Origin of the sequence: Vaccinium witches'-broom phytoplasma str. VAC (assembly GCF_000309405.1) — a bacterium.
In the GTDB taxonomy this organism is placed as follows: Bacteria; Bacillota_I; Bacilli_A; order Acholeplasmatales; family Acholeplasmataceae; genus Phytoplasma.
Genome location: NZ_AKIN01000147.1, coordinates 1 through 12511 on the forward strand (window position 1 = coordinate 1; position 12511 = coordinate 12511).

Here is a 12511-nt window from a genome sequence, read left to right on the forward strand (position 1 = left end):
TTAATAAATAATTTTTTCTAAAAGGTATTTATTTTAGAAAAATTAGTTGTTTTCTTTTGGTACCATTTTGTTGGGTCTCACCCGTTCTTTTAGCAATCTTTCTTTATTAGCGATATTTTCGTTTTGATTTTTATTAGTTAACACGATTAATTTATTGTTATTATGAGGGACTTTAGACAAAGAACTCATCCAATGGGTTTGTAAAACGCCATTGACTAATATTTTACCCGCTTGATGCAAGGAAACCATCCTTTTTTCATCTATATTATATTTTTTAGTCGTTTTAGATAAACCTAATAAAAGATTTTCTTTTGCTTCTTCAATAACTTGATGGTTGATCGAAGGAAGGTTTTTCTCTATTTGGATTAGAACTGCTATATTTAAAAGTGAATCTAATTGAGACATATTTAGCCCTTGCGTTTCTTTAGCTAACTGACGTAAATCTATTTCTTCTAAGAGTTTTTTATTTTTAGCTTTTAATTTTAAAACTGCTTTGCGAGCGTTAATATCAGGTAAACCTACTTCAATTAAATAATCAAATCTTCCTGGCCTTAATAAAGCTTCATCTAAGATTTCTTTTCTGTTGGTAGCTGCAATAACCACCACAGGAACTTTATCAGATTTAGATTTAAAACCGTCCATTTGGGTTAAAAGTTCAATCAACAATTCTTTTTCTTTGTTATTGTTATCATTTCTTTTTCCTCCGAAAGTGTCAATTTCATCGATAAATAAAATACTAGGAGCATTCTTTTTTAAATCTTCAAAAAGTTTTTCCATATTTTTAGCCCCACCACCAATGAAATGAGGCAACAATTCTGTACCAGAAACAGCTTTCAAATTGACTTGAGCTTCTCCGGCGACCGCTTTGGCTAAATAAGTTTTACCTGTTCCCGGAGGACCGTACAATAAAATTCCTTTAGGTGTGTAAGCTCCCGCATCTTCGTATTTTTGAGGATTTTTTAAAAAATCAATAATGATTTTCATCAATTTTTTTTCTTCTTCCATGCCTGCTACATCAGAAAAGTTAATGTTTTTACCAACTTTATCAGTTTTATTAGAATCGTTATTGTTAGAAGAGTTATTGTTGGTTGGGGCATCTTGTTTTAATGAAGTGGATGTTTCTTTGATTTTTTTAGGTTTATCTTCTTTTTTTGTTTTTTTAGGTTCTTGTCCTGTTGGATCTCTTTTTTGAGGAACTTTGCCTTTATTCTTGTTTTTTCCTTCTTTTTTCTCTCCTCTAGTTCCTTGTTCTTTTGCATCAACTATTGTCGGTTTGTTGGGATCAGGATTTCCACCAATATCATTTGTGTTTATATTTCTCGGTTTACCTCTACCAGCAACGTAATTAGCATTTATTTTTATCCAAAAAATCGACATTATCATTAAAATACTCCAAATTAGACATGTTTTAACAGTTTTATTCATTTGGAAAAAATCCCTTTCTTCAGGTTTTTGAAAATGATTTGACATAAATAATTTTACAAAATTTATTTTATCTCAAAAAAATCTTTTTATTACCAATTTAAGGATATATTGATGATTTATTTTCCCATGTTATAATGTTTTAAACAATAGACAGAAACGAGCGCATCAATAAATAAGTTGATAAAAATGGAAAAAGGAAAGTTTTTGTGAAAATTATTTTATTTTTATCTTAAAAATTTATAATATCACACTTTTGAAAATAATTTGGGATTATTTGTTTTAAAGATGGTTAAAATGAGTAAAATCAAAGACAATAATATTTTTTTTACGACGTGATTTTAAAAAAGTTTATTATTTTTAGGGATACTTTTTTTAGATATCAGTAAAAAGCAGTTTTTATTGATATTTTGTCCCTTGTCGTAATGATGTTTATTTAAAAATACACATTAAAGGTTAAAAAATGTTAAAAATAAAAACCATCTTCATTAATTTATTGGTAGGGATTTTATTTTGGACACCTATTTTGATATTTTATCAAAACCAAATGATAAAATCTTTTATCCCTGTTAACAAAAACATTTCTATAGAACCAATTGTCTTAGATTTTGATCCACAAAAAATGATTAATTCTCATAAATTACCCAAAAGTAAAATTTGGAAAAATTATTTAAAAGGTTTTTCTGCTGTCGAAACAGCCGATCAATATGTTAAAAATTTTGTTTTAGTCAATAAAGAGAGCAATATCAAATATAATACTTTAGAGAAAAAATTAATTATTAAAAATATCGATGATTTAATCGATAAAAAAATTTATTTCGCTAGGACATATATTAAATTTAACCCTGGTTTTTACAAATTTAGAGATAGTTTTTCCGTAGGTATTCATTTTTATCTCCATTTAACTAAATCCGCCCAAAATTGTTATTTAATTATGTTAGAGCCAATAACCGACACTCTTTTATAAAAAAAATAGATGATTTTTACATCATCTATTTTTTTTTATCTATTAATCATTAATCTTTCTTTTTAAAACTTTTTTCGCTATCTCTACCACTAATAAAGGGCTCATCGATAACATAAAAATGATGAGAAAGTCTCTGCACGATAAATCAGCTAATTGAAAGTTTTCTTTTAAAAAAGGAACGAATAGAATAATCATTTGTAAAAAAACACTAATCAGAAAGAATTTAATTAAAGCCCAGTTGGTCTGAAGCGAAAAAACCGATTTATGTAAATGCCTTAAATTAAAAACATGTACTAATTGCGACAAAGATAAGGCAAAAAAGGCGAAAGTTTGTCCGTATTTCGCTGCTTCCTGAGGATGCAACTTATAACCAATCCAAGCGGCTAAGAAAGTTAATAAACCTAAAAAGAACCCTTCTAAAGCTATTTTATAAAACAAAGTAGGAGTTAGTAAGGCTTTTTTAATATTACGTGGTTTTTGATTCATTAATTCTTTTTCTTTAGGTTCCATACCTAACCCTAAAGCGACTAAAGAATCGGTGACTAAATTAATCCAAAGAATTTGCAAAGCGCTAAGAATAACAAAATCATAAGTGAAAAAGAAATGTCCCAAACAAGTATTTAATAAAATAACAGTTATTTCACCCATATTACAACTTAAAAGAAAAAGAATACTTTTTTTAATGTTTAAAAAAATATTTCTTCCTTCTTCAATAGCGTTTTTAATAGTATTGAAATTATCATCTGTTAAAACGATATCAGCTGTTTGTTTAGTGATTTCCGTACCATTTACGCCCATAGAAATACCAATATCAGCTTGTTTGATGCTAGGAGCATCGTTCACTCCATCACCTGTCATAGCGACAATATGACCTAATTTCTGCCAATATTGCACAATTTTTAATTTTTGTTCTGGTTTAGTTCTAGCATAAACTTTAATATAAGGTAATTTAGTATTCATTTCACTTTCGCTCATTTGTTCCAACATATCTCCGTTAATAGCTAAATCGTGCGGATGTTTTAAAATTTGTAATTCTTTAGCTATCTTTTCGGCAGTATATAAATGATCGCCTGTGATCATAATAGGGATAATAGAAGCGTTGCGACAGTCTTGAATAGCTGCAAAAATTTCTGGCCTAATAGGATCTTGTATAGCAACCAAACCTAAAAAAACTATTTTATTTTGCAATTGGGACAATAATTCATCTAAAGCGATATCTTCTTGCAACCATTCTTCTTGAAAAAAATCAACATAAGCCACACCTAACACTTTATAACCTTTTTGAGTCATTCGTGTTAATTCATTGTTTATCAGATGCTCATTATTTAACTGTTTTTCCTGCATTTCACCTCGGCAATCTACATAGTTGGATAAATTACAGATTATTTCTCCAGCTCCTTTAATAATGATATATTTACGACTTTTTAATCGATGAATAGTAATCATTAATTTATGTTTATCGTCAAAAGGAAATTCTTTAAGGCGTATATTTTCTTCTCTTAATAAATTAACATCTATTTGCCATAAATGAGCTAAATCAATAAAAGATTGATCTACAGGATCAGAGATAATATTATTGATCTTGTTATTTTGGTCTTTTTGTGTATTAGCATTATTACATAAGCAACCATATTGAACCAATCTTAAAACATCTTTGGGAAAAGGTAAAGCGCTATTAACCGAAAAAACTTTGTTCGATGTATATAAATGTTTAATATTCATTTTATTATAAGTTAAAGTGCCTGTTTTATCTGTACAAATAACACTCACAGTTCCCAAGATTTCTAAAGTTTTTAAATTTTTAACGATAGCTTTTTGGTTTGCTAATTTTTTAATTCCTAAAATCATAATAATGGTGATAATAGCTAATAAACCTTCCGGAATAACTGCTACCGCCAAAGCGATAGAAGAAAATAAAAAATGTTTTAAAACGGTTAAATCGATTTTTTTGCCAAACCAATAATGTTTCAATAGGTTTAACGAAAAATTGATTATAATTAAAAAAGCGATAATAACACTCAACAATTTAGATAGATGAGCAATATTTTTTTCTAAAGGAGTTTTAGTTGTTTTTTTTATTAAGGTAAATTGAGTAATTTTACCAATCTGAGTATTCATTCCTGTAGCTAAAACCACTCCTTTGGCGTTGCCATACACCACGACTGTGCTCATGAAAACTATGTTAAAAGCATTAAATAAATTAAAAGGTGGATCGTTATCTTGATGTTTTTTAGCAACTGATAAAGTTTCACCTGTTAACACTGATTCATTAATTTTTAAATGGTTGGATTGGATTAACCTGATATCAGCCGGAACAATGTCCCCGGTTTCTAAAAAAACTATATCTCCTACAACCAGCTCTTCTTGAGAAATCAATTGTTTTTGGTTATTTCTTAAAACTTTACTATAAGGTTTGGTTTTGTTTTTAACCATTAATAATGATTTTTGAGTTTTATTTTCATAAATAACGCCCAAAAAAGCATTAATTAAAACAATGATTAAAATTAAAATACCTTCCAAAATTTCTTCTTTTTGATGGGAAATAAAACCCATTACAAAAGAGATAGCAGATGCTATTAATAAAAGATAAACAAACAAATCATTAAATTGTTTTCTAAATGTTTTCCAAAAGGAAACAGCAACCGGTTCTTGCAAACGATTAAAACCATCTTTTAAACGCTTTTGTTGAACTTTAGTATTATCTAAACCTTTTGCAAAATCGGTATTTAATGCTTTTTCTAATTTTTTGAGATTTAATTGGTAAAATAAGGATTCCATAAACGAGGAAAAACTTTCTAATAGTATTTTTTCATTTTATAGTCATTTTTTTAATTTAATCGTTTTTAACGCATAAAAAAATTTATCGTTATCAACGCACAAAAAAAGAAGTTAAAAAAACTTCTTTTAAAATAGATTAAACTTTTTATAATTCTGGTTGTTCTTCAGAGTTTTGAGTTATTTGTTGAACTGGTTCAATTTTAGACACTTTAATTTTAGTAATAACTAAACCGTCATGAGCTAAACCATCAAACTTCCAATTATTATAAATTATTTTAATTTTTTCGTTATTTTCAGGAATTCTTTTAAATTTCCCTAACATAAAACCACTTAAAGTTTCGTAATCATCAATAGGTAAATCTGCTTTTAATTCTTCTTCTATATCGTATAAGTGAGTAGTTCCTTTGATGATATATTCGTGTTCAGAAATTTGGATAATTTCTTGGTTCTGTTTGTCGTATTCATCTTCTATATCACCTAGAATTTCTTCAATTACATCTTCAATAGTGACAATCCCAGCAGTTCCACCATATTCATCAACTACAATAGCAATATGGTTTTGTTTCAATTGCATTTCTTTAAATAATTCACTAATGTTTTTAAATTCCATTACGTAATAAGCTTTGCGAAGGAAATCTTTAATGTTGAATTGTAAATGGTTTTTATCCACTTTCATTAACCCTTTAAAAACATCTTTTACGTGAACGATACCGATTATTTTATCAACACTTTCCTCATAAACAGGGAATCTTGTGTATTTTTCCGAACAAATCAAATCAGTTAATTCTTCACGAGTAACATCTGATTTAATAGCGATAATTTCTTTTCTATGACGCATTACATCCGAAACTTTGGTTTCATCAAAGTCAAAAATGTTTTGAATCATATTGTTCTCGCTACTATCGATAATACCTTTACGGTAAGAAGTGTTTAGCAAATATCTCAATTCATCTTCAGCTACAGCATCATTTTTTTTATGTGGATCCATTCCTAAAGCATATAAAATAATATTGCTTATCTGGTTCAATAACCAAACGATAGGTTTAGTTATGAAACAAAAAATATTGAACAGATCTAATAAAAAATAAGCTGTTTTCAAAGGAAAGTTTAAAGCTATTCTTTTTGGAGTAATTTCCCCAAAAACAATAGAAAAAACAACTAAACCGATTGTGAAATGAATTCCTAAATCATTTTTCAAAAGATAACCTTGAACAAAGGTTAAAATATGAATCATTATCTGAATAACAGATAAAAAATGAGTAGGAGTTTCTTTTAATTTTTTTATTTTTAAAGCTTTTTTAGAACCATTTTTAATTTCTAAATTAATTTTACTTTCGCTTAAAGTTACTAACGAAATTTCGACCGCAGCAAAAAAAGCATTCAACAAAATTAATCCAAAAATCATTATATAAACGTTGAAATAGTCCACTTTAATTTATAACCTCTTTCTTATTTTTCGCACAAGCGAAAAATAGGCTATAAATAGTATTATTTAAATTCTCTGTTAAATCATCATTTTCCATATATCTAAGTAATCAAATCCCCTTTTATTTCCCTTTTTTTACTTTTATGGAAATAACTATTTTTATTCTAACATATAATATGACAAATGTCAAAGCATGTGTGATTTATCCTCAGAAGGATCTTCTTAGGATAAATTAATTTATTAATAAGCTCTAGCAAATAAAACTGTTTGGTTAGCTTTTTTATTGGTTACAGGGCAAATTTCTGTTATTAAAGGTTCATCTAAAATAACTCGAGCAGTAGCGCCTGTCTCTTTTTTAATAATTTCTTCAGCTTCATTTTCATAAACACTCATTTTAATATATCCTGTTTTTTGCAGATGTTCTTTAAATTCATCATAAGTTTTAGCTTGATAAGTATTCTTTGTAACATGATAAGAAGCTTTTTGATACATTTCTTGGTGAATTTTTTTTAATAGAAGAGGTATTGCTTCTAATAAATCTTTTTCAGCCACTTTTATTTTAGTAGAATTGTGTCTGATAAAAAGAGTTAATTCTCCATTTTCTAATTCTTTTTTACCGATTTCTATTCTTAAAGGTATGCCTTTAAGTTCGTGATTACTAAATTTCCAACCTATATTTTTATTTTGTAAATCTATTTTCACTCTATAAGAAGTGCTTAATTGTTGGTATAAAAGGTGCGCTTTTTTCGCTACTTGTTCGTTGTTCATTTGTAAAGGTACAATGACGATTTGTACGGGAGCGATATAAGGCGGCATCACTAAACCTTCGTCATCACCGTGAACCATAATTAAAGCTCCTATTAAGCGAGAAGAAATGCCCCAAGAGGTTTGATGAGCGAATTGTTTTTGCAAATTAGCATCTTGAAAAGTGATCTCAAAAGCTTCAGAAAATTTAGTTCCTAAATAATGCGAAGTTCCAGCTTGTAAAGCTTGTCCATCATACATTAAAGCTTCAATAGAATATGTAACTTCCGCGCCTTTAAATTTCTCTTTTTCGGTTTTTTTGCCAGAAACAAAAGGGATGGCTAACAATTCTTGACCTAATTTTTTATATAAATGTAAAATATCGAAGCTTTCTTTTAAAGCTTCTTCTTTTGTAGCGTGAACTGTATGCCCTTCTTGCCATAAAAATTCTTTACTTCTTAAAAAAGGTTTATTGGTTTTTTCCCAACGAACAACGCTGCACCATTGATTAAATAATTTAGGTAAATCGCGATAAGAAACTATTTTTTTAGCATAATATTGAGAAAATAACACTTCAGAAGTAGGTCTAATAATTAATTTTTCTGGCAGAGTTTTATCGCCTATTTTTCTGATAGTCATTGATTCAGGTGCGAATCCTTCAATATGTTGCTGTTCTTTTTGAAATAAATTTTCTGTAAATACTAAAGGAAAATACACGTTTTGATGGTTAGTTTTGTTTAATTCTTGATTCATAAATTGTTGAATCATTTCCCATAGAGAATAACCATACGGCAAATAAATAAAAAAACCTTTGACATCGGAATAATCAATCAATTCTGATTTCAAACAAACATCTGCGTACCATTGACTAAAATTTTCATTACGAAAAGATACTTCTTTGACTAATTTTTTAACATTCATAAATTAGAATCCTTGTTTATAATTATTTTATTAACATTTGCTTATATTAATATTATATAACTTCATAACATTTATGTTAATAATTTTTGAAAAAAAGCTATTTTATCGGTTTTTTCCCATTCAAATAAATCATCTTGTCTGCCAAAATGTCCATCTCTAGCAGTTATTTGAAAAAGGGGTTGTTTTAGTTTTAATTGATTAATAATTCCTTGCGGAGTTAAATCAAAATTTTGTTGAATTGTATGGATAATTAATGATTCAGGTACTTTATTAGTGTTAAAGGTATTAATAAATAAACCTACTGGTTGTTCTATTCCGATAGCGTAAGAAATTTGTAATTCACATTTATCACAAACACCAGCAGCAACGATATTTTTAGCTAAATATCTCATCATATAAGCGCCACTACGGTCTACTTTAGAAGCATCTTTACCGCTAAAACAGCCGCCGCCATGATGAACTTCCCCGCCATAAGTGTCTTGAATAATTTTTCTACCTGTTAAACCAGCGTCCGAATCAGGACCGCCATTAACGAAACTACCAGATGGATTGACGAAAATCTTGGTTTTTTCGTTCATTAATTGAGGATCAATAACTGGTTTGATAACATGTTCTATAATCTCTTCTTTAATTTCTTCTTGAGTAATATTTTTTTCGTGTTGACAAGAAACCACAATGGCTTCTACATAAAGAGGTTTATTGTTTTCATCATAACAAATAGTTACTTGAGTTTTACCATCCGGCCTTAAAAAAGGTAAAGTTTGATTTTCTCTTAATTCTGTCAATTTTAAAGCTAAAGCTTTAGCTAAAAAGAAATTCAAAGGCAAAAAGGTTAGTGTTTCGTTGGTGGCATAACCAAACATTAAACCTTGATCTCCGGCGCCTTTATTTAAAACTGCTTTATTTATTTCTTCTGATTGTTCGTGAGTTAAATTAACGATAGATAATTCATCATAAGAAAAATTTTCGTTTTTTCTGTCATATCCTATTTGTTGAACAGTGTTTTTAATAATCTTTTCTACTTGTTGAGGAGCTAATGGAGAACTAGTTTGAATTTCGCCAAAAATGATAACTTTTTGGCTAGTAACAACTGTTTCGATAGCCACTTTAGCCTCTTGATCTTCACTTAAATAAGCGTCTAATAAAGCGTCAGAAATTTGATCCGCTATTTTATCAGGATGACCTTTAGTTACTGCTTCGCTACTAAATTTTTTCATTTATTTTCTCCATAAAATTTTTTGTTTAAAATAATAAAAACATATTATACATTAAAAAAAAAGACTTTAAAAGTCTTTTTTTAAAATATATTTCAAATTAATGAATTATTATTTTACTTTAACGATATCAACAGCTTGTGTACGTCCGTCAATTTCTTTAATAGTGAATTCAACTTTTTCACCGGCTTTTAAAGAACGATGTCCTTCTGTTCTGTATTCGCTGTTGTCTAATTGGATAGCTGAGTAATGAAAGAAAATTTCGTCGTCTGTTTGTCCTTCTACTTTAGGTTTGTCAGTAATAAGTTGGATGAAACCATACCCCATATCAATTCTAAACCACTTTACTTCACCCTGAAATCTTTTTTGTTCCATTGTTAAAAACTCCTCTTTATTAAAATTAGTTTAAATTAACCTCTTTTATTATATATTATTTATTTGGAAAGTGAACAAATATTTATAAAAAATGTTAATAAAATGAAAGAAAAAGTTTTTTTAATAATTAATTTATAACATTTTTTCTTAAATTAGGTTTTATATGATAAAATAATACAAGAGCGTCAAAAGCCCTTATAGTTTAATGGCAAAACACATCAATGGTAATGATGAAATACAAGTTCGATTCTCGTTAAGGGCACCAATCATTTTGTTTTAAATTTTTCTTATTTTTTTGTTAATATATATGTTGTAGTTTTTTAGAAATTATTTTTTTAAAAAACGAAATTCTTGACTTAAAGAACGCGGACGTCGTATAGTGGCTATTATACGTGCTTGCCAAGCATGAGACGGGGGTTCAATTCCCCTCGTCCGCTCCAAAATAATAATTTAGATCAATTAAACAAAAAAACATTTTAATTTTATTTTAGTCTGAAAGAAAATAAAATTAAAATGTTTTTTTATAAAGAGTGAAATGAAAATAAATAGATATATTTTATAATTTTAACATAATGAAGCCCAAATAAAATTTTCAACATATTGCCAAAAGTTAATAAATTTCCTATAATAATAGAAAAAAAGAGGCACAAAGATAAATGAAAGATGAACAAAAAACATCCATATTTTTGATATTGCTAATTATTTAATTTTAAACAAAAGAATTATTACAATCAAATTGTAGAGAGTCCTATCTATTAAAGGAGGAGATAATAATAATTACAACCATAACATATTGAATTAATTGATTATATTATAAATAAATACGTAAACACATCTGCTAGTCAATTAGATTGATAAAACATATTCAGAAATGTCTTTTAAATGTTCTTATATCGGAATCTGTTTGATATTTAAATGTTATTGAACCAGCAAATATTTGAGAGAATATTATTCCAAAGAACAAATATAAGTTAATTTTTTGAATATGTGATTTATTTCCTCATTGCTGAAAAAACTTAATTAAAGATTTGGTTTAAAAAATAACCCTCACGATTCTCAAAATATGAAGGTCTTTTTTATGAAAAAAAATAAAAAACCGCTAAACTATTACAAAAAAGTATAATGGAATCATATTAAATTAAATAAAAAAGTGAAAAAAAATATCTTAGCGAGATCGATTGTTTAGACTTCTATTCAAAAAAATAATTAACTAAACCGCTTAATGCGATTTTTTTATTTGTTAAGGGTTCCAAAGAGGCCTTATTTGAAGTAGCTTCACAAACTACAACGTCTGATAATGACGCACTTCATATCCTCGGTAAGCTAAAAGAAAGAATAGCAGATTACAGCAGAGGATAAAAGCAGGTTAATGAGAAAACCCAAAAAAATTTATCTTTTTTATAAAAAAAACCAAAATAGGCAAAGGAGTTTGAGAAGATGATACAAAAACTATCTTTTAAGAATAAATATTATTATAAAAAGAATAAAAAGATTGATGAAATTTATTTTAAAGTTGATGATCTTACAGTTTAAATATGAAAAAAAGAATGAGAAATAATCTAACAACCCAAAGAAATACATTTTCTAAAACAGCATTTATTATTCTTTTTTTAATCACTGCTGTGTTTGTTTATGTGGATAAAGTATTATATCTTTATAAAATGAATACTTTTTTCAACTTAACTCCTTTATTGTTTCGGGAACAAAAAAAATTAATTGTTTATTGTGTTTTATATGCTGCTTTGTACTTTTTTACCGCTCAAAGCAATTTTTTAGTCATTCTTTTTTTAATACTTAGTCTTACTAAATTTAAACATCGAAAATCATATTCTTTATTTTCTTTTATCGTTTTAGTGGATATGTTGTTAACAGGTTTAGTTTGGTGGTTAATTGCTGCTCCTTATTCCGAATGGAACCTTTTAACAACTAATCCTTGGCATATTAGTTGTTTTGAACATACTTATTTTCCTATTTTATATGTTTTATTTTATTTTTTTAATCAGGATATAGTTTGTTTAAAATTTAAACAAAGTTTAATGGTTTTGTTCCATCCTCTCTTTTATCTCTTTTATTCTTTGTTTTTGGGTTTTGTGAGTGATCAAAAATGGTATATTTATCCTTATAATTTTATGAATCCTCATTCAAAATGCGCTTTAAATGATTCTTTATTAAAGTTTTTGGGTGGCGATCATTACAAAGAGGCCCAAGGATTCTTTGGTGTTTGTCTTAATAATCTTCTTTTGATAGGTATTTTGTTAAGCGTCATTCCCTTATTATTGAAAATTAAAAAATATTGTTGCCCTCCTCAAAAAAGAGCCGTTTAAAGGAAAAAAGAAATTATGAAAAAAAGGAGTTGTTAAGTATGAATGAGAAAAAAGAATGCCAAATAAGAACGCCTTAAAAACAAAATTAATGGAATTAAAATGTGAAAAAATTGAAATTATTAAAGATAACGAAACCGCAATTAAAGAAATTCATTTTGAGTTCGAAGAAAAATATTTGAATAGTTTACAAATATTAGTAAGACTGGTTGTTTGAACTCCTATTCAAAAAAAATAAACCGCTTAATTCGTTTTTTTATTTGCTAAAAACGAGGAAGTACTGAGGTGTTCCAAAACTTTAGACACTTTTTGTTTTTTAAAAATTCTTTAAGACTAACTATTA

The 12511-nt window shown here is 27.6% G+C and carries 9 protein-coding genes and 2 tRNA genes; 5 read left to right on the forward strand and 6 right to left on the reverse strand.

The window, feature by feature from the left end:
* Nucleotides 1–42: 42 nt before the first annotated feature.
* Nucleotides 43–1425, reverse strand: coding sequence for an AAA family ATPase (locus tag RI68_RS03495; RefSeq protein ID WP_017193668.1), 1383 nt, complete (start codon nucleotides 1423–1425; stop codon nucleotides 43–45).
* 460 nt (nucleotides 1426–1885) lie between these two features.
* Between RI68_RS03495 and RI68_RS02535 the strand changes: the two genes are divergently transcribed.
* Nucleotides 1886–2389, forward strand: coding sequence for a hypothetical protein (locus RI68_RS02535; RefSeq protein WP_017193669.1), 504 nt, complete (start codon nucleotides 1886–1888; stop codon nucleotides 2387–2389).
* Nucleotides 2390–2431: 42 nt separating this feature from the next.
* On the opposite strand, the gene RI68_RS02540 is transcribed toward RI68_RS02535, so the two are convergent.
* The 5 genes from RI68_RS02540 to RI68_RS02560 form a co-directional block, all read right to left on the reverse strand.
* Nucleotides 2432–5167, reverse strand: a complete 2736-nt coding sequence (locus RI68_RS02540) for a cation-translocating P-type ATPase (protein WP_017193670.1) — start codon at nucleotides 5165–5167, stop codon at nucleotides 2432–2434.
* A gap of 145 nt (nucleotides 5168–5312) precedes the next feature.
* Nucleotides 5313–6572, reverse strand: coding sequence for a hemolysin family protein (locus RI68_RS02545; RefSeq protein WP_173362874.1), 1260 nt, complete (start codon nucleotides 6570–6572; stop codon nucleotides 5313–5315).
* 261 nt (nucleotides 6573–6833) lie between these two features.
* The gene (proS, locus tag RI68_RS02550) at nucleotides 6834–8258 is read right to left on the reverse strand and encodes a proline--tRNA ligase (RefSeq protein WP_017193672.1); all 1425 of its coding nucleotides are present in this window, start codon (nucleotides 8256–8258) and stop codon (nucleotides 6834–6836) included.
* 71 nt (nucleotides 8259–8329) lie between these two features.
* Nucleotides 8330–9475 (reverse strand): methionine adenosyltransferase, encoded by a 1146-nt coding sequence (gene metK / locus RI68_RS02555; protein WP_017193673.1) that lies wholly within the window; start codon nucleotides 9473–9475, stop codon nucleotides 8330–8332.
* 108 nt (nucleotides 9476–9583) lie between these two features.
* Nucleotides 9584–9847, reverse strand: a complete 264-nt coding sequence (locus RI68_RS02560) for a cold shock domain-containing protein (protein ID WP_017193674.1) — start codon at nucleotides 9845–9847, stop codon at nucleotides 9584–9586.
* Between the two features lie 191 nt (nucleotides 9848–10038).
* On the opposite strand from RI68_RS02560, the gene RI68_RS02565 reads away from it, so the two are divergent.
* The 4 genes from RI68_RS02565 to RI68_RS04075 all read left to right on the forward strand — a co-directional run bounded on the left by RI68_RS02565 (nucleotide 10039) and on the right by RI68_RS04075 (nucleotide 12385).
* Nucleotides 10039–10112 (forward strand) — tRNA-Thr (locus RI68_RS02565).
* A 100-nt stretch (nucleotides 10113–10212) separates the two neighbouring features.
* A tRNA-Gly gene (locus RI68_RS02570) sits at nucleotides 10213–10287 on the forward strand.
* 1095 nt (nucleotides 10288–11382) lie between these two features.
* Nucleotides 11383–12171, forward strand: a complete 789-nt coding sequence (locus RI68_RS02575) for a hypothetical protein (RefSeq protein WP_261974286.1) — start codon at nucleotides 11383–11385, stop codon at nucleotides 12169–12171.
* 55 nt (nucleotides 12172–12226) lie between these two features.
* Nucleotides 12227–12385, forward strand: coding sequence for a hypothetical protein (locus tag RI68_RS04075; protein ID WP_017193676.1), 159 nt, complete (start codon nucleotides 12227–12229; stop codon nucleotides 12383–12385).
* Nucleotides 12386–12511 lie beyond the last annotated feature (126 nt).

Coding starts and splice junctions, on each gene's coding strand:
- RI68_RS02535 (WP_017193669.1), top strand. CDS start 1,886: ATGTTAAAAATAAAAACCATCTTCATTAATTTATTGGTAGGGATTTTA.
- RI68_RS02540 (WP_017193670.1), bottom strand. CDS start 5,167: ATGGAATCCTTATTTTACCAATTAAATCTCAAAAAATTAGAAAAAGCA.
- RI68_RS03495 (WP_017193668.1), bottom strand. CDS start 1,425: ATGAATAAAACTGTTAAAACATGTCTAATTTGGAGTATTTTAATGATA.
- proS (WP_017193672.1), bottom strand. CDS start 8,258: ATGAATGTTAAAAAATTAGTCAAAGAAGTATCTTTTCGTAATGAAAAT.
- RI68_RS04075 (WP_017193676.1), top strand. CDS start 12,227: ATGCCAAATAAGAACGCCTTAAAAACAAAATTAATGGAATTAAAATGT.
- RI68_RS02575 (WP_261974286.1), top strand. CDS start 11,383: ATGAAAAAAAGAATGAGAAATAATCTAACAACCCAAAGAAATACATTT.
- RI68_RS02545 (WP_173362874.1), bottom strand. CDS start 6,572: ATGATTTTTGGATTAATTTTGTTGAATGCTTTTTTTGCTGCGGTCGAA.
- metK (WP_017193673.1), bottom strand. CDS start 9,475: ATGAAAAAATTTAGTAGCGAAGCAGTAACTAAAGGTCATCCTGATAAA.
- RI68_RS02560 (WP_017193674.1), bottom strand. CDS start 9,847: ATGGAACAAAAAAGATTTCAGGGTGAAGTAAAGTGGTTTAGAATTGAT.